The 17,541-nt window shown below is 35.8% G+C and carries 20 protein-coding genes; 15 read left to right on the forward strand and 5 right to left on the reverse strand.

Features of this window, described 5'->3' with window-relative positions; genetic code table 11:
* Window positions 1–7: 7 nt before the first annotated feature.
* Both A7A78_RS00130 and A7A78_RS00135 read left to right on the forward strand, forming a co-directional pair.
* Window positions 8–823: a prohibitin family protein gene (locus A7A78_RS00130; RefSeq protein ID WP_068760061.1), complete on the forward strand. Its 816-nt coding sequence runs from the start codon at window positions 8–10 to the stop codon at window positions 821–823.
* A 49-nt stretch (window positions 824–872) separates the two neighbouring features.
* Window positions 873–1,364 (forward strand): SoxR reducing system RseC family protein, encoded by a 492-nt coding sequence (locus tag A7A78_RS00135; protein ID WP_068760063.1) that lies wholly within the window; start codon window positions 873–875, stop codon window positions 1,362–1,364.
* A 9-nt stretch (window positions 1,365–1,373) separates the two neighbouring features.
* Here the strand turns inward: A7A78_RS00135 and A7A78_RS00140 are convergent, their stop codons facing one another.
* Window positions 1,374–3,104 carry a sodium:solute symporter family protein gene (locus tag A7A78_RS00140; protein ID WP_068760064.1) on the reverse strand — a complete coding sequence of 577 codons (1,731 nt, stop codon included), beginning with the start codon at window positions 3,102–3,104 and terminating at the stop codon, window positions 1,374–1,376.
* A gap of 287 nt (window positions 3,105–3,391) precedes the next feature.
* Between A7A78_RS00140 and hisG the strand changes: the two genes are divergently transcribed.
* From hisG to A7A78_RS00205, 13 genes are all read left to right on the forward strand, one after another.
* Window positions 3,392–4,249 carry an ATP phosphoribosyltransferase gene (gene hisG, locus A7A78_RS00145; protein ID WP_068760066.1) on the forward strand — a complete coding sequence of 286 codons (858 nt, stop codon included), beginning with the start codon at window positions 3,392–3,394 and terminating at the stop codon, window positions 4,247–4,249.
* 101 nt (window positions 4,250–4,350) lie between these two features.
* Window positions 4,351–5,667 carry a histidinol dehydrogenase gene (hisD, locus tag A7A78_RS00150; protein WP_068760068.1) on the forward strand — a complete coding sequence of 439 codons (1,317 nt, stop codon included), beginning with the start codon at window positions 4,351–4,353 and terminating at the stop codon, window positions 5,665–5,667.
* 7 nt (window positions 5,668–5,674) lie between these two features.
* Window positions 5,675–6,718: a histidinol-phosphate transaminase gene (hisC, locus tag A7A78_RS00155; protein ID WP_068760872.1), complete on the forward strand. Its 1,044-nt coding sequence runs from the start codon at window positions 5,675–5,677 to the stop codon at window positions 6,716–6,718.
* Complete coding sequence (gene hisB, locus A7A78_RS00160) at window positions 6,715–7,851, forward strand: bifunctional histidinol-phosphatase/imidazoleglycerol-phosphate dehydratase HisB (RefSeq protein WP_068760070.1); 1,137 nt, start codon at window positions 6,715–6,717, stop codon at window positions 7,849–7,851. Before hisC ends, hisB begins: the two co-directional genes overlap by 4 nt.
* Before the next feature lie 45 nt (window positions 7,852–7,896).
* Window positions 7,897–8,478 carry an imidazole glycerol phosphate synthase subunit HisH gene (hisH, locus tag A7A78_RS00165; protein ID WP_068760873.1) on the forward strand — a complete coding sequence of 194 codons (582 nt, stop codon included), beginning with the start codon at window positions 7,897–7,899 and terminating at the stop codon, window positions 8,476–8,478.
* Window position 8,479: 1 nt separating this feature from the next.
* The gene (gene hisA, locus A7A78_RS00170; RefSeq protein WP_068760072.1) at window positions 8,480–9,241 is read left to right on the forward strand and encodes a 1-(5-phosphoribosyl)-5-[(5-phosphoribosylamino)methylideneamino]imidazole-4-carboxamide isomerase; all 762 of its coding nucleotides are present in this window, start codon (window positions 8,480–8,482) and stop codon (window positions 9,239–9,241) included.
* A 120-nt stretch (window positions 9,242–9,361) separates the two neighbouring features.
* Entirely contained in the window at window positions 9,362–9,709 is a 348-nt protein-coding gene (locus A7A78_RS00175; RefSeq protein WP_068760073.1) for a four helix bundle protein, read from the forward strand.
* 85 nt (window positions 9,710–9,794) lie between these two features.
* Window positions 9,795–10,583 (forward strand): imidazole glycerol phosphate synthase subunit HisF, encoded by a 789-nt coding sequence (gene hisF, locus A7A78_RS00180; protein WP_068760075.1) that lies wholly within the window; start codon window positions 9,795–9,797, stop codon window positions 10,581–10,583.
* 33 nt (window positions 10,584–10,616) lie between these two features.
* Window positions 10,617–11,222: a bifunctional phosphoribosyl-AMP cyclohydrolase/phosphoribosyl-ATP diphosphatase HisIE gene (hisIE, locus tag A7A78_RS00185; RefSeq protein WP_068760076.1), complete on the forward strand. Its 606-nt coding sequence runs from the start codon at window positions 10,617–10,619 to the stop codon at window positions 11,220–11,222.
* Between the two features lie 71 nt (window positions 11,223–11,293).
* Complete coding sequence (gene corA, locus A7A78_RS00190; protein ID WP_068760077.1) at window positions 11,294–12,382, forward strand: magnesium/cobalt transporter CorA; 1,089 nt, start codon at window positions 11,294–11,296, stop codon at window positions 12,380–12,382.
* A gap of 86 nt (window positions 12,383–12,468) precedes the next feature.
* On the forward strand, window positions 12,469–12,957 hold the full coding sequence (locus A7A78_RS00195) for a hypothetical protein (RefSeq protein ID WP_068760078.1): 489 nt from the start codon (window positions 12,469–12,471) through the stop codon (window positions 12,955–12,957).
* Window positions 12,958–13,602, forward strand: a complete 645-nt coding sequence (locus A7A78_RS00200; protein ID WP_068760079.1) for a DUF3256 family protein — start codon at window positions 12,958–12,960, stop codon at window positions 13,600–13,602.
* A gap of 1 nt (window position 13,603) precedes the next feature.
* Window positions 13,604–14,035 carry a DUF3592 domain-containing protein gene (locus A7A78_RS00205; protein WP_068760081.1) on the forward strand — a complete coding sequence of 144 codons (432 nt, stop codon included), beginning with the start codon at window positions 13,604–13,606 and terminating at the stop codon, window positions 14,033–14,035.
* On the opposite strand, the gene A7A78_RS00210 is transcribed toward A7A78_RS00205, so the two are convergent.
* The 4 genes from A7A78_RS00210 to A7A78_RS00225 are packed head-to-tail and all read right to left on the reverse strand — an operon-like array spanning window position 14,032 to window position 17,366.
* Complete coding sequence (locus A7A78_RS00210) at window positions 14,032–14,523, reverse strand: hypothetical protein (RefSeq protein ID WP_068760085.1); 492 nt, start codon at window positions 14,521–14,523, stop codon at window positions 14,032–14,034. The genes A7A78_RS00205 and A7A78_RS00210 overlap by 4 nt on opposite strands.
* 34 nt (window positions 14,524–14,557) lie before the next feature.
* Window positions 14,558–15,067 carry a hypothetical protein gene (locus A7A78_RS00215; RefSeq protein ID WP_068760087.1) on the reverse strand — a complete coding sequence of 170 codons (510 nt, stop codon included), beginning with the start codon at window positions 15,065–15,067 and terminating at the stop codon, window positions 14,558–14,560.
* 2 nt (window positions 15,068–15,069) lie between these two features.
* On the reverse strand, window positions 15,070–15,678 hold the full coding sequence (locus A7A78_RS00220) for a response regulator transcription factor (protein WP_068760089.1): 609 nt from the start codon (window positions 15,676–15,678) through the stop codon (window positions 15,070–15,072).
* On the reverse strand, window positions 15,678–17,366 hold the full coding sequence (locus tag A7A78_RS00225) for a tetratricopeptide repeat-containing sensor histidine kinase (RefSeq protein WP_165593529.1): 1,689 nt from the start codon (window positions 17,364–17,366) through the stop codon (window positions 15,678–15,680). The genes A7A78_RS00220 and A7A78_RS00225 overlap by 1 nt, the downstream gene beginning before the upstream one ends.
* Window positions 17,367–17,541: the final 175 nt, after the last annotated feature.

Raw genomic sequence — 17,541 nt, forward strand, 5'->3', positions numbered from 1 at the left:
ATATACAATGGAAAAATTACCCAAACTCACAATACCCGTAATCGTAGGAATTATTTTGCTGATAATTTTAGTTTCAAAATCTTCCGTAACTATTGGCTCCGGTCACGCTGGGGTGCTGTATCAAACTTTTGGAAACGGTGTGGTTACAGACCAACCACCGCTTGGCGAAGGTTTTCACATTATCGCGCCTTGGAACAAGGTTTTTGTTTATGAAGTACGCCAACAGGAACTCAGTGAAAAAATGCAGGTACTTTCCAGCAACGGACTGGAAATAAAATTGGACGCCTCTGCTTGGTATCAACCCATTTATAGTGATGTTGCCAAGTTACACCAAGAAAAAGGAGAAGATTATCTGCAACGTGTTATTCAGCCGGCAATTAGAAGTGCGGCCAGAAGTGTTGTAGGTCGTTATACGCCCGAACAATTGTACTCTACCAAGCGAGATGCAATCCAAGAAGAAATTTTTGAGGAAACTAAAAAAATTCTTGACAAACAGTACGTGCAATTAAATGAAATTTTGGTACGCGATGTAACCCTACCGCCTACAATTAAAGATGCGATTGAAAGGAAACTAAAACAGGAACAAGAATCTTTGGAATATGAATTTAGACTCGTAACCGCAGATAAAGAAGCCCAAAAAGTTAGGATTGAGGCTCAAGGAAAAGCAGATGCCAATAAAATTTTAAGTGCTTCATTGACCGATAAAATCCTTCAGGATAAAGGGATTGACGCTACACTGGAGCTTGCAAAATCGCCAAACTCTAAAGTAGTGGTAGTTGGTTCTGGCGATAGTGGTTTGCCTTTGATTTTGGGGAATAATTGATTTTCAGTAAATATATATTAATTTGTTAAAAAGCTATTTATAAGCTGAAATGAAACAGTTTGATTTTGATGATAATACTTTAATATTAAAAGTAAAAAAGGCTCCAATTTTTATCAGAGGGATTATGTTCCTCATAGCTTTCTTATCATTTATTCTACCTTTAGTTGGTATTATTATAGCAATTTCATTAGGAAATAAATTTCATTTTGGATTTTTGATTGGTGTTGGTTTTTTCGGACTTATAGGATTTTATCTTTTAAGAATATCATTGTGGAACACATATGGGGAAGAAACCATAAAATTTAATAGTTCGGAAATTGAATATGAAGCAAATTATGGGTGGTTTAAAGATGGTAAAAAGATAATTAATATAGATAAACCTGTTTTTTCGATTAAACAAATTGGGTATGTTGAAGACAAAAAAGGGGCGTTGGTTTTAGAAGAAGGAAACGAAAAAATTGAATCAGTCGTAAAAATTCCAATAAATCAATTAGAAGAATTAATAGAAATATTAAAAAAAGTTGAAAGACCCGAAAACTAATTTTAATTTCTACAAATCTGTCTTCCGAAAAGATCTAATAATAACCAATCCACAAACAACAGCTACAGCCGTTAAACTAAACGCTAAAATAGTGTTGCTATAGATAAAGTTTCCAATGGCAAACAAAGAGCAATAAACACCTACAACGCCAGCAAAGAACCCGAGGATTTTCATTCCAAAACCTTTAAACTTGGATTCATTTCCAAAAATTAAACTGTTGAAACTATTTAATGTTTCGGTATTTGAAGGTTGTGTCATTAAAGTTACAAGCACCCATCCAATTGTAGTTATTGCAACACTTAAGACCAATTGCCAGTGGCCAGCCATTTCAATCATTGGGGTTTCCATTTTCCCGTTTACAAAGAAAAACGCAGCGATTATAAATGAAATTAGCATTGCTGCAATTTCACTATAGGGGTTTATTCGGCTCCAAAACCAACGTAGAATAAAAAGCAAACCTGTTCCCGCTCCAATTGAAAGCAACAAATTAAAACCATCACGCGCTTCTTCTAAAAAAAACGCCAATAAGCCAGCAAAAAGCATCATTACAACTGTTGAAATTCTACCAACAGCAACTTGTTCCTTCCCAGTTGCTTCTTTCCGAAGAAAACGCACATAAAAATCGTTTACCACATAAGAACTTCCCCAATTTAAATGTGTTGAAATAGTACTCATAAAAGCTGCGATTAGCGATGTGATAACAATTCCCAACAATCCAGCTGGTAAAAATGTGAGCATCGCGGGATACGATAAATCGTTTTTAACAAAGGCAGGATTCAAATTTGGAAAGGCAGCTTGCAAACTTTCAATATTTGGATAAATAATAATAGAGGCCAACCCAATAATAATCCAAGGCCAAGGACGAAGCGCATAATGTGCAAAGTTGAAAAATAAAGTAGCCCAAGTTGCATGTTTTTCATCTTTTGCGGCAAGCATACGTTGCGCAATATAACCACCGCCACCTGGTTCTGCGCCTGGATACCAAACACTCCACCACTGTACCGCAAGTGGAACGATAAGCAATGGGATTAACAATTTTGGATCTGAAAAATCTGGCAGCATCGCAGTTTTTGCAGCAACGGCAGGGGTGGAGAGGAGGTTTTCAATTCCACCAATTTCTGGCATATTTACAATATAAATTGTTGCCCAAATGCTTCCGACCATCGCAATTATAAATTGAACAAAATCCGTCAGCAAAACACCCTTTAAACCACCAAAAGCTGAATAAATAACGACTACCGGAGAAGCAATCAATAATACTTCAATAGAAGATAGTCCAAACATTACATGACCAATTTTAATTGCGGCCAAGCAAACATTAGCCATAATCACGATATTGAAGAACACGCCAAGATAAATAGCTCGAAAACCTCTTAAAAAAGCGGCGCTTTTTCCGCTGTAGCGCAATTCATAAAACTCCAAATCTGTTGTTATTCCGCTTCTTCGCCATAGTTTGGCGTAGAAAAATACGGTCAGCATTCCTGTTAATAGAAAACTCCACCAAATCCAGTTTCCAAAAACACCATCTTCACGAATTACTCCCGCAACAAAATTGGGCGTATCAGCCGCAAAGGTTGTTGCAACCATACTAACGCCTAACAGCCACCACGGCATATTTCTATCGGAAAGAAAGAATGATTTTGAATCTTTCCCAGACTTTTTTGCTACTACTAATCCAATGATGATAAAAACAATAAAAAAGGAAATGATAATTACCCAATCGATGGTGCTTAACTGCATAATAATGAGTTTTGGTTCAGGTTTTTTTATGTTCGGTTAAAGTAAATAAATAGAACCGAAAATTAATAAATCGTTAATTTTTATATTCACAGTGTTTTGAACATATTTTTGTTTAGATTTGCCCACACAATTATGAACAGAACAATTTTACATCTACATCATATTATTTTCCACGCTCACGCGAGGTGATATGGTTATTGTGTAAAATCCAACAATATTCAAAACCCGTTTGAGCAATCAAGCGGGTTTTTTTATGCCCTTAACTCAACTAAATAGTATTTCAAAAAATGAAAAAATTAAAAATTGCAGTACAAAAATCGGGACGTTTGCACGATGAATCACTAGCGCTTTTAAAAGATTGCGGAATTTATATTGACAATGGCCGTGATCAGTTGAAAGCATCCGCTACTAATTTTCCTTTGGAAATTTATTACCTCCGCAACGGTGATATTCCACAGTATTTAAAGGATGGAGTAGTGGATTGCGCCATTATTGGTGAAAATATTTTGATAGAAAAAGGAGAAGAAATTTCTATTGCTGGGCGATTGGGTTTTTCAAAATGCAGGGTTTCCCTCGCAGTTCCGAAGACTTTCAAATACAATTCCATCAAAGATTTCAATGGAAAGCGAATCGCAACTAGTTACCCGGAAACAACTCGAAATTTTTTATCTCAAAATGGAGTAGAAGCAGAGTTGCACATAATTAATGGCAGTGTGGAAATAGCTCCAAACATAGGCTTAGCGGACGCTATCTGCGATATTGTGAGCAGCGGAAGTACACTTTTTAAGAACAATTTAAAAGAAGTTGAAGTTATTTTGAAAAGTGAAGCGGTACTCGCTGTTTCCCCAAATATTTCTGAAAAACAGAATGCACTTTTAAATAAGCTGAAATTTAGAATTGAATCGGTGCTGTTGGGTCGTGATTCGCGTTATGTATTGCTGAATGCACCAAATGAAAAAATTGAGCAGATCATTAAAATTTTACCCGGAATGAAAAGCCCCACGCTGCTTCCATTGGCAGAAGAGGGTTGGAGTAGTGTACATTCTGTAGTAAATCGTGATACTTTTTGGGAAGTAATCGAAGAGTTGAAAGAAGCGGGTGCCGAAGGAATATTGGTTTGCCCAATTGAGAAAATGATTCTTTGAAATACGAAATACGAGCGACGAATGACAAATTGAAAAATTTGAATTTTGAATCTGTCACCCCCCTGAGCGCAGTCGAGGGGTTAAACTTTAAAATACCATAAATGAAAAAAATATACAACCCAAAACCTGAAAATTGGGCGGAAATATTAAAACGTCCCACGCAAACCGTTGCGGATATTGAGGCAACTGTAAATGAAATTTTTTCTGAAATAAAATCAAAAGGGGATTTGGCCGTAAAAAAATATACTCAACTTTTTGATGGAATTTCAATCGAAAATCTGTTAGTTTCGAAAGAGGAAATAGATATTGCGGAAAAACAAGTTTCAACAGAATTGAAGGATGCAATCAATCTTGCAAAGACAAATATCGAAAAATTCCACAGTGCACAAAAAACAGAAAGAATTACTATTGAAACCACCGAAGGGGTGGTTTGCTGGCAAGAAAAACGACCTATTCAAAAAGTGGGTCTTTATATTCCAGGAGGTTCTGCACCTCTTTTTTCAACGGTTTTAATGTTGGCTGTTCCTGCCAATATTGCGGATTGTAACGAAATTATTCTTTGCACGCCGCCCGATAAAGAAGGAAAAATTAATCCTGCAATTCTATATACCGCAAACCTTTGTGGAGTTACAAAGATTTTTAAAATCGGTGGAATACAAGCCATTGGTGCTATGACTTTTGGCACTGAAACAATTCCTTCGGTATATAAAATTTTTGGCCCCGGAAACCAATTTGTAACCGTTGCTAAACAAATAGCGACAAAGTATGGCGTTGCAATAGATATGCCCGCAGGACCTTCTGAATTGTTGGTTTTTGCAGATGAAACTGCGAACGCTTCTTTTGTAGCTTCAGATTTATTGTCACAAGCTGAGCACGGGGCAGACAGCCAAGTGATTTTGGTTACAACTTTAGAAAAGCTTTTGAATTCCGTTGAAAAGGAGATTCAAAAACAACTTGGAGTATTACCGCGCAAAACGATTGCCGAGAAAGCTATTGAAAATTCAAAACTTATTTTGGTTAAAACTAATTCCGAAGCAATCAATTTAATCAATGAATACGCGCCGGAACACCTTATTATGGTTTCAAAGGATGAAGATTTCTTCCTTAAAAACATTCAAAATGCAGGCTCGGTTTTTATTGGAAATTTCACGCCCGAAAGTGCTGGCGATTATGCTTCGGGTACCAATCATACTTTACCTACCAATGGGTATGCGAAGCAATACAGTGGTGTGAATTTGGACAGTTTTATGAAAAGCATGACGTTTCAGAAAATTTCAGAAAAAGGAATCCAAAATATTGGAAAAGCAATAGAAATAATGGCAGAAAACGAAGGATTGCAAGCGCACAAAAATGCCGTTACTTTAAGATTGGAAAGTTTAAAACAATGTCAGGTTGAGCGCAGTCGAAACCTTAATTAGTACGAATATGAAATTTGATATAAAACAATTTATTCGCCCAAACGTGGCCAAAATGAAGCCATACAGCTCCGCCCGCGATGAGTTCAAGGATTTTGATAAGGAAATGATTTTCCTCGATGCAAACGAAAATCCTTTTGAAACTAACGTAAATCGCTATCCCGATCCACAACAGCGAAAACTTAAAAGTATTCTTTCAAAACAAAAAAACATTCCAGTTGATCAAATTCTATTGGGAAATGGAAGTGATGAAGTTTTGGACCTAATTTTCAGGGCTTTTTGCGAACCATCCAAAGACAACATAATTACGTTGCCACCAACCTACGGAATGTACAATGTTTTGGCAAGTTTAAATAATATTGAAAATAGGGAAGTATTGCTCGATTCAGATTTTCAACCAGATTTGGATGAAATTTCGAGAATTGCGGATACGCGTACAAAGCTTTTATTTTTCTGCTCTCCCAACAATCCAACGGGTAATTTAATTTCTTCCGAAGCAATTTTGAATCTGTTGAAAAATTTTAATGGTTTGGTGGTTATTGACGAAGCATATATCGATTTTTCAGAAGAAGAAAGTTGGATTACAAAATTGAACGAATTTTCAAATTTGATTATTACCCAAACACTTTCAAAAGCCTACGGTTTGGCGGGAATCCGATTGGGGATTTGTTACGCTTCCTCGGAAATAATTTCAGTTTTAAACAAAATTAAACCTCCATATAACATTAATGAATTGACCCAACAAAAAGCAATTGAGCAACTTCAGAATGTTGAAAAAGTTCAAATGGAAATTACTTCATTAATAGAAGAAAAAAATCAATTGCTTAAAGCTTTAAATGAGAAAAAATTCATTAAAAAAATATATCCAACGGATGCGAATTTTATTCTCATAAAAGTGGACGATGCTGAAAAACGCTACAGCCAATTACTGGAAAATGGAATTGTAGTACGAAATAGAAGCTCACAGCCTCTTTGCGAAAATACTCTTCGAATAACTATTGGAACACCATCAGAAAACGAAAAATTAATCACTATTTTAAAAGAATTCAAATGAAAAAACGAGTATTGTTTATAGACCGCGACGGCACGATTATAAAGGAAACCGTGGACGAACAGATTGATGCTTTTGAAAAAATGATTTTTTACCCGAAAGTTTTTACCTATTTGGGAAAAATTGCAAAGGAATTGGATTTTGAATTGGTAATGATTACTAACCAAGATGGATTGGGAACAGATTCTTTTCCCGAGGAAACCTTTTGGCCCGTGCATAATTTTATTATGAAATCTTTTGAAAATGAAGGTGTTGTTTTTGAAAATGTTTTGATTGATAAAACTTTTCCACACGAAAAAGCAAATACTCGAAAACCGGGCATTGGTTTGTTGCAGGAATATTTTTCAGAAGATTACGATCTTGAAAATTCGTTCGTAATAGGAGATAGGTTGACAGATATTGAACTAGCCAAAAACCTTGGCGCCAAAGGAATATTTATCGATGACAAAACCAACTTGGGCACTTCTGAAGTTTCGTTGAAATCTGAAGAATTACAAAAATATATCGCTTTGGAAACAAACGATTGGCAGCAGATTTATGAGTTTTTAAAATTAAAGCAACGCGTTTCTGAAATCCAAAGAAAAACAAATGAAACCGATATTTCAATAAAATTAAATTTAGACGGTACCGGCAAAAGCGATATAAACACAGGCATTTCCTTTTTTGATCATATGCTGGACCAATTGGCAAGACATGGTCAAATGGACTTAGAAATCACAGTAAAAGGCGATTTGGAAGTGGACGAGCATCACACTATTGAGGACACCGCCATTGCCTTAGGCGAAGTTTTCAACCAAGCCCTCGGCGATAAATTAGGGATGGAGCGCTACGGCTTCTGTTTGCCGATGGACGACTGTTTGGCGCAGGTTGCAATCGACTTTGGTGGCCGTAATTGGTTGGTTTGGGGCGCAGATTTCAAACGTGAAATGATTGGCCAAATGCCCACGGAAATGTTCTACCATTTCTTCAAAAGCTTTACCGATGGCGCAAAGGCAAATCTCAATATTAAAGCGGAAGGAACCAACGAGCACCACAAGATTGAGGCAATCTTTAAAGCTTTCGCAAAAGCGATAAAGATGGCAGTAAAGCGCGATGCCGAAAAAATGATTTTACCATCAACTAAAGGGAGATTATAGGTTCGAGCGACGAGCGACGAAATATTAAAATACGAAATGGGAAATATGAAAATTGTAATTATTGATTACGGCGCTGGGAATATTCAGAGTATCAAATTTGCTTTGAAAAGGCTTGGATATAATGCCATCTTGACGGATAGTGAAACTGAAATTCGTATTGCTGATACAGTAATTTTTCCGGGAGTTGGCGAGGCGAGTAGCGCGATGGCAAAGTTGAAAGCTTCCGGCTTGGACAAAGTCATTCCTTCATTAAAACAGCCCGTTTTGGGAATCTGTTTGGGAATGCAATTGCTATGCAATTCTTCCGAAGAAGGAAATACGAATGGTTTAGGTGTTTTTGATGTGAATGTGATAAAATTTTCAAATGATTTAAAAGTGCCGCAAATTGGTTGGAACCAAATATCAAATTTGAAATCCAGTCTGTTTAAAAATGTTACAGAAAACGAGTTTATGTATTTAGTGCATAGTTATTACGCACCTTTATGTGAAGAAGCCATTGCAACTTCTGAATACGGAATCCAGTACACTTCGGCATTAAAAAAAGATAATTTTTACGGCGTGCAATTTCACCCGGAAAAAAGCAGTACTGCTGGCGAACAAATTTTAAAAAACTTCTTAGAACTATAATATGCGAATAATACCTGCAATAGACCTCATTGATGGTAAGTGCGTACGTCTTTCCAAAGGCGATTACAGCACCAAAAAGATTTATAATGAAAATCCGCTTGAAGTAGCGAAGCAATTTGAAGCCCACGGAATTCAGTATTTACACTTGGTGGATTTGGATGGCGCAAAAAACAAACACATTGTAAATCATAAAATTTTAGAGGGAATTGCTTCACAAACCTCATTGAAAATAGATTTCGGCGGCGGTTTAAAAACCGATGAAGATTTGCGTATTGCCTTTGAATGCGGTGCAAAACAAATCACCGGAGGAAGTATAGCTGTGAAAAACCCTGAGATTTTTAAAAATTGGTTGCAAAAATTCGGAAGTGAAAAAATAATTTTAGGAGCGGATGCGAAAGATGAAAAAGTGGCGATAAGCGGTTGGACTGAAGATTCAAATTTAAAATTGATTCCCTTTATTCAGAAATATATTGAAGAAGGAATTAAATACGTAATCTGCACAGATATCAGCAAAGATGGAATGTTAAAGGGGCCTTCGTTTGATTTATACAAAAAAATAATATCCGAATTTCAGTCTGAGTACAGTCGAAGACCGAATGGAAAAGAATTGAAATTGATTGCCTCGGGAGGAATTTCAACTTTTGAAGAACTTCCAAAACTTGCTGAAATAGGCTGTGAAGGAACCATCATTGGCAAAGCCATTTATGAAAATCGCATTAATCTAAAACAACTCGAAAACTATATTTTGAGCGACGAGGTTTGAGAGACGAGCGACGAGCTACGAACGAGTTTTGAGTTATGTGAAAAATGAAAGGTTACTAATAATTAAATAATTGAGATAATCATTAAATTGAATTTGTCTAACATTAAAAAATAAAAGGATATGCAGGATTTAAAAGCTAGAACCAAAAAGTTTACTTTGGATTGTTTGGCCTTGTGTACTAAAATTCCAAAGTCAAGAGAATTCGACTCCATTGTACGCCAACTTATTCGGTCATCAAGCTCTGTTGGCGCAAATTATCGTGCTGCCAACCGTGCAAAATCTGATCGAGATTTTATAAATAAATTAAAGATCGTAGAAGAAGAAGCAGACGAAAGTATGTTTTGGTTGGAAATATTGTTAGAAATCAATTCGAACAACACCGAAACCATCCAAAAATTAATCGATGAAAGTGATGAATTGGTCGCCATTACCGTTGCATCAATAAAAACAGCAAGAAAAAGATTATGAGAAACATTTTCAAATCTCGGCATTCGTCGTCCGTATTTCGTAATCCGGTTTCGTCGCTCGTCGTTCGTAATTCACACCTCAAATTATGTTAACTAAAAGAATCATTCCCTGTCTCGATATTAAAAACGGAAGAACCGTAAAAGGAATCAATTTCCTCGATTTACGTGATGCCGGAGATCCTGTGGAATTGGCAAAATTCTATTCAGAAAACGGGGCAGACGGACTTGTTTTTCTAGACATTTCAGCAACAGAAGAGCGTAGAAAAACTTTGGCAGATTTAGTTTTAAAAGTCGCAGAAACCATCAATATTCCGTTTACCGTTGGTGGCGGAATTTCTTCGATTGAAGACGTTGAAATCCTATTAAATAACGGAGCAGATAAAGTTTCAATAAATTCTTCCGCAGTAAAAAATCCGCAGTTAATCAATGAACTGGCTTCAAGATTTGGTTCACAATGTATCGTGGTTGCCATTGACGCAAAACAAATTGATGGCTGCTGGAAAGTACATTTGATGGGAGGGAAGGTGCTTACAGATTTAGATCTTTTTGAATGGGCAAAAGAAGTGGAGCAGCGTGGCGCAGGAGAAATTCTTTTTACCTCCATGGATCATGACGGTACAAAAAATGGTTTTGCGAATGAGGCTTTGGCAAAGCTTTCCACAACTTTGAATATTCCGATAATAGCTTCGGGCGGCGCGGGAACTATGCAGCATTTTACAGATACTTTTAAAAATGGAAAAGCCGATGCCGCTTTGGCCGCCAGCGTTTTTCACTTTAAGGAAATTACGATAACCGATTTAAAAAATGAATTACAAATACAGGGAATACCTATACGAGTTCCGAGGGAAGAACGACGAGGGACGAAGGGCGAATGACGAAAAATGAATTATTAGAAAAAATAAGAAAAGATGAAAATAGATTTTGAAAAATATACAAACAGATTGGTTCCTGCTATAATTCAGGATAACGGGACACAAAAAGTTTTGATGCTCGGCTATATGAACGAAGAGGCATTTCTTAAAACAAATGAATCTAAAAAAGTTACGTTCTTCAGCAGAAGCAAACACAGGCTTTGGACTAAAGGCGAGGAAAGTGGCAACTTTTTGGAACTGGTTTCCATTGCCGTAGATTGTGATAACGATGCATTATTGATAAAGGTAAATCCCACAGGACCCGTTTGCCACAAAGGAACCGATACTTGTTGGATGGAAGAAAATAATTCAAATTTCGGATTTCTTTCAGAATTGGAAAAAATCATTGAAAACAGAAAGGAAGACTTTGAAAATACGGAGTCTTATATTTCTTCACTTTTCCAAAAAGGTATCAATAAAATAGCCCAAAAAGTAGGTGAGGAGGCTGTGGAAGTGGTTATTGAGGCGAAAGAAAACAACGATGAACTTTTCTTAAATGAAAGTGCGGATTTATTGTTTCACTATATGATTTTACTTCAAGCAAAAGGTTTTAAATTAAACGATATAGAAAAAACGCTTCTAAAAAGACATAAAGTAGATTAACATTTAATTGTATTTGTGGAATTTAAATCATTTGTTCATTTTTCCTACCTTTAAAAACATAAATCACTTTTATGGCTGCTAGAAGAAGAAAAAAACAGGAAACCACCAAAATACAACCAAAAAGAGCAAGAAATCTTTCCCCCGGAACGGTAGCCTATACAGGAAAAAAGACCACGACGGTTACACAGCTTGATATAATTGATTATTCCAAAGAGCATTACGATCGCTTTGAAACACACAATATTGAAGATGCTTTCAAATATGAAGATTCCACACATATTACGTGGATAAATGTAAATGGATTAAGCAATACGGATGATATTGTTACTCTCGGGAATCATTTCGATTTACATCCGCTAATTCAGGAAGATATAGTTACAACCAACCAACGCCCAAAGATTGATGAATATGAAGAGTATTTGTTTATCGTTTTCAAAATGTTGCATTATGATGACGCGGAACAGTTGACAAATGAACACGTAAGTTTAGTAATGGGAAAGGATTACGTGCTAACTTTTCAAGAGGCCGAAGGAGATGTTTTTGGAGATCTGCGGGAACGTTTGGCACATGGACGTGGAAGAATTCGCACAGCTGGAGCAGATTATTTAATGTTCGCCATTTTGGATGCCATTGTAGATAACTACTTTACAGTAATTGAATTCTTGAGCAATAAAGTGGAATTGCTGGAAGACAAGCTTTTTGACGACAAAGAGGACCCAAATATCACAGAGGAAATACAAGACCTTAAAAAGGAAATTCTAAAAATCCGAAAAGCAGTCGTACCCTTGCGGGAAGTGGTTAATAGACTTGAAAAAATAGAAACCCCGCTCATTGAGGAACGTACCAACAAATACATCCGCGATTTGTACGACCACATTATTCAAGTGAATGAAAGCGTTGAAATTTATCGCGATATGATCTGGGGTTTGATGGATATGTATATGACCACCATTAGCAACAAAATGAACGAAGTGATGAAAGTGCTAACCATTATGGCATCCATATTTATTCCCTTAACTTTTATGGCAGGAATTTATGGGATGAATTTTGACCACATCCCTGAACTGCATTTCAAGTATGGTTATTACTATCTGTGGGGCGCGATGATCTTGGTTTTCTTCGGGATGCTTTGGTATTTTAAACGGAAGAAGTGGCTATGAAATATTCAAATTAAATCATTCAAAATCACTCTTATGAGTGATTTTTTTTTGGCTGTACCCATATACTTTAGCAAAAACTAAAGATTATGAACAAACAGTACACTTATGAAATTCCATTTAACAATACCATTTGGAAAGCAATTGGAATTTTTATTATATGCGCAATAATTGGAGCGGTTGTTCCTTTTGAAATCCACACTCGCAGGATACATCTTACCAACCATACCTTGTTTTTTGGAGGTTTGTTATTTACTGGATTATTTCTGCTCATTGCCCTAATTTTAAAGACGAAATCAAAGAATTCAAAACAGAATCCGTACAAGCTTGAAATCTCAGATTCAACACTTCAAGTGCCAAACGGAAAAGCGGATGTTGTAAAAATTCCTTTAGAAATAATCGATTCAGCCATTCAAATTGGAAACAAATTTAACGGAAGCATACTTCAAGTTAAAATGAAGAAAAGCGCCACTAAACCACTTTATATTCAGGCAAAAGGATTCCGTTCAGAAAAGGAATATTTTGAATTTGAACAAGAATTGAACAAGCGGATTTCATCAAATTCAACAAACCTTTAAGTGAAAGCCTTTTCAGTTTTCGCTTTGCTTTTTTTTGGACAAATTGGGTTTTCGCAAAATAGCATTGAATTTTTTCAAATGCTGCCGGATTCAATTGTACTCAATTTGGGCCCTTCAGAAAGAAGTCAGATTGTAGCGCATTCAAAAAATAACAAATCATTTGAAGAAGCTTATAAAGTGATGAATTCCACCCAAGATAAATATGCGTTTGAATCTGTAAACAAAACATATCTGAAACTCATTGGCTCTCTTGAAGGGCAATTTCAAATGAAGCTTTGGAAACTTCCAAAACCTTATGTTTTAGTAGGTGTTTACAAGGAAAGCTGCGGTCCTGTGTGCGTTGCGGAACAATTGGTATTTTATAGATATTCCCCAAACACCGGATTTGAAGAATTGAATTTGAAGAATGTTTTCCCGTTGCAGAAAATGAAGGAATTCATCTTTCCGAAAATACCTAAAAATTGCTCTTTTGAAGAAGATTGGATGGATTTTCTATTGTATCAATTTGCAGAAAAGGGTAAATCAATTCAAGTTACTTGGAACAACGAAGCCGCAACAACTTGTGCATTTGATTTAAATTTTGAATTGAATTTATTGACAGAAAATCTTAAAAACGAAACCTATTTTGGAATTAAAGAAAAATAAAATGGAGTATCAAATTGCTTTTACCGTCGGAATAATTTTGTTGGCTCTTTCGTTATTTTTAGTCTATAAAAACGTAGTATTTCTGAAAAACAGCGAACGGGCAAAGGGCGAAGTAGTCGAGTTGAAAAAAATACACCGAAGTACGAGCAAACCAACGTTCAAACCTGTTTTTAAATTCGTTACAAAAGATGGCAAAGTGATTGAACACACGTCCATTTCTTCAAGCAATCCACCAAGTTGGAAAGTGGGCGAGAAGGCAGTTTATGCTTATAAAATTGAAAATCCGTCAAAAGGAAAAGTTGTTACTTTTTTTGGCGTTTTTGGTTGGTCTGTTGCTTTGGCCTGCATTGCCCTGCCAATGCTTGTTATTGGTGGCGGTTATTATCTTTCACAATCAATGCTGAACACGATTTTTGATAATTTATACCATTAATGCGTATCCGCAATCCACAAACACTGAACTACCAAAAAAGCATCTGCAGATTTGCTTGAGTATTGCTTTGCAAATGCTAAACATTCTTCATAATCATGCCATATAAATCTAGCAAGTGGGTTGTTTGGATTACTAACATTATACGTTTTTATAATAATACTTTCAGATTTCATTTCAAAAAGAAGATCTATCAATTGGCTAGACAAAATAGAATAAAACAGTTTTCCGTCGCTCGTAGTTCGCTGATAAAGGGTTTCATCTTTCTGAAAATGTTTTAAAATTACGCCTTTGCTTATAAAATCCAGGCGGTGCATAACTAACACAGAATTTGCTGTTGACTGTTCGTAACACGAATCCAACTCTTCCGTGTTGTTGGATAAACTAGAATAATTGCCATCGAAAAAAAAGATGTTTTCCTTCGCGTCTATATCAAACGGATTCGCGTCGGAATCTTTTAATTGGTATTTAATTGTCGGAAATTCAATCATTTTAATGTAGTTTGAAAGAATGAATTATTCAGCATTAGTGCCTATCTTCAATTGATATACATTGAACTACCAAAACAGCACATTTAGTTTCAGCTGAAAAATGTATCGCACGATTTAATGCTTCTCCATGATTATTCCAAATAAATGAATAAAGTCCGCCGAATGAATCGTTTTCGTGAATAACCCAATATGACATTCTTTCGATTTTTCGATCTTGGGAATGAAACGAATAATCTATTAATTGATTAGCAACTATAGCATAAACGGGGTTGTTATCTCTTATTACATAACGCTGATTTTCCCCTTTTGGAAAACGTTTCAAAACTTTACCGTTTTCAACCAAGTTCATCCGCTCCATTTCAAAAACGACATACATATTAGAGATTTCACAAAAAGGACGTAAGTCTTGTATATTTTTACTTAAACAAGAATACTCATCATCGAAAAAAAAGATATTTTCCTTAGCTTCCATATCAAAAGGATTCGCTCCGGAATCTTTTAATTGGTATCTAATTGGTGGAAATTTGATCGGTTTTATAGCCATAATTATTTATTAAGCTGCACAATCAACTGCCCTCGATTTTCAACCTCCATTTTTAGGAAGATGTTTTTAAGATGCGTTTTCACCGTGTTTAAACTCACAAACTGCGATTCACCGATTTCAAAATTGGTTTTGCCCTGCATTAATTCCTTCACAATCTCAAGTTCCTTTTTGGTGAGCGGGGAATGGGAAAGTTTTTCAATCTTTTCTTCCAAACTTTCATTGCCGTTGTTCCATTTCTGAAAATTGGAGGCCCCAACTTCAATGGCAGCAACCAATCCACCTTTGCTAATGGGTTTTACCAAATATCCGGAAGGGTAGGTGGTCTTCGCTTGCGAGAGGGTTTTTTCATCAAAGAAAGATGTTATAAAGATGAAAGGAATTCCAAATTCCTCAGTAAGCTTTTTTCCGAAGATGATTCCGTCTTCATCCTTTCCCAAACGGATATCAACCAAGGCAAAGTTTGGATTTTTAATTTCAATCTGCTCCATTGCCTGCGTATACGTGTAACAAACACTAACAACCTCGTGACCTAGATCAATACAATTTTCTTTCAGATCCATAGCAATTATTGGCTCATCTTCAAGAATCAATATTTTGAGAGCTTGTTTCATTAATTGGGATTGAAAACTAATTTGTATTTCGTTCCATTAGTATTTGTAATATTCATTTCGGCATCCAACTTTTCGCTGAAAGCGTTTATTAGTCTCATTCCCAAAGAATTTGCGGAGGCGTCCATCATTTCAATAGTTATACCCTTTCCGCTGTCCTTTACTTTTAGTTCCACTTTATTTTGCGAAATGGTCTTCATTGAAATATCAATTTCACCTTGCTGGCTTCCGTTAAAGGCATATTTAAAAGCATTGGAAAGAATTTCATTAAGAATCAAACCAAGGCTCATAAGTTTTTCTATATCCAAATCCATATCTTCAATATCTGTAGTTATTTTGATGGATTTATCTGGGATTTGGTAAGTAATGAAAAGTTGCTGTACCAATTTTTCAATATAATCCTTCGGCTTTAATTGCTGAAGACTGGAGTGGCTATAAATGTTTTGGTGAATGAGCGACATAGCCTGAATACGTGAAATGCCGTCATCAAAAATCTTTTTGGACTGTGGATCTTCAACTTTCCGAACGTGCATATTTAGCAAACTGCTAATTACCTGTAAATTGTTCTTCACCCGATGATGGATTTCCTTTACCAAATCTTCTTTCTGCTTCACTAAAACATTGAGTTGCTTGTTGCTTTTGTGCAATTTATAGCGTAACCAAAAAAGCCAAAAAGCCAAAATCAGAAGCACTGCAACGATAATACTTATCACCCATAGCGCTTTGTTTCGGTTTTTAATAATAGTGTTACTAACTTCTATTTCCTTTTCCTTTTCCTTCGTTTGATAAACTGTTTCCAATTTGTCCATTTCCTTTTTTCGGTCGGCTTTTTCAAACTGGTCTTTTAGTTTTATATATTCATTTAGGTGCGTATAGGCAGATTCATAATCTCCTGTTAGATTATCCAAATAAGCATAGAGTTTATAAACCGAAGACATTTCGTGGGGAAGATCCTTACGTTTCCCAACTTCTATGGATTTTTCTATATACTCCTTACCGGCAGTAAACTTTTCTTGCTCAATGTTTAAGTTTGCTAAAGTGATGTAAGTGTTTATAAGCCTACTTTCATCATCGAGTTTTTTCTGTATAGCAAGTGATTTTAATAAATATGCTTCCGCTTCAGCATACATTTCTTTGTTTTGGTAGGCAATTCCTAGGTTAAGGAAAACGCTTGTCATGCCTAAGCTGTCATTTACCTTTTCCTTTAATGCTAAGGCTTCATTATAGGTTTCAATGGCTTCGTCATACTTTTTTAGAAGCCGGTAAGTAGCGCCAATATTATTGAGCGCTGCAGAAGTTCTTTTCTCATTGTTCAATTTTTTATACATTTCCAGCGATTGTTTCGCATAAAAAAGAGACTTCTCATAATCCTTTTGATAAAAATAAAGAACGCCAATATTCAAGAGTGTTGACGCTTCCCCGTCCAAATCATTTAGCGTTCTTTTAATTTCGATGGACTTTTCATAATGAATTAGCGCGCTATCCGCAACGCCCATATAATCGTAAACAATACCGGTTACATGATTAGCATAGCCTTGCATTTTTGTGTTTTTAATTTCATTCGAAATAGCTAAACCTTTTAAGGCAAATGATTTTGCTTGCTCATTATCAACACCAACCAATTCTGAAGACAAGCCACAATAAGCATTGACGGTAATAGTGTCTAGCTTTGGGGTTTCAATAATATGCAACAGACTATCAATCTTTTCTTTATTCTGGGAAATGACGGAAGAAGAAAGAATAAAAAAAAATAAAACCAGGAAAGAACACTTTATGCTAAAAGTTTTTGAAAAAAAAATCGAATCGAGTAATTGTTTGCGCATCAGCTTATTTTATGGAAAAAGTACAAATTTTATTTTAATAAAA

Source organism: Aequorivita soesokkakensis (assembly GCF_001641085.1).
Taxonomy (GTDB): Bacteria; Bacteroidota; Bacteroidia; order Flavobacteriales; family Flavobacteriaceae; genus Aequorivita; species Aequorivita soesokkakensis.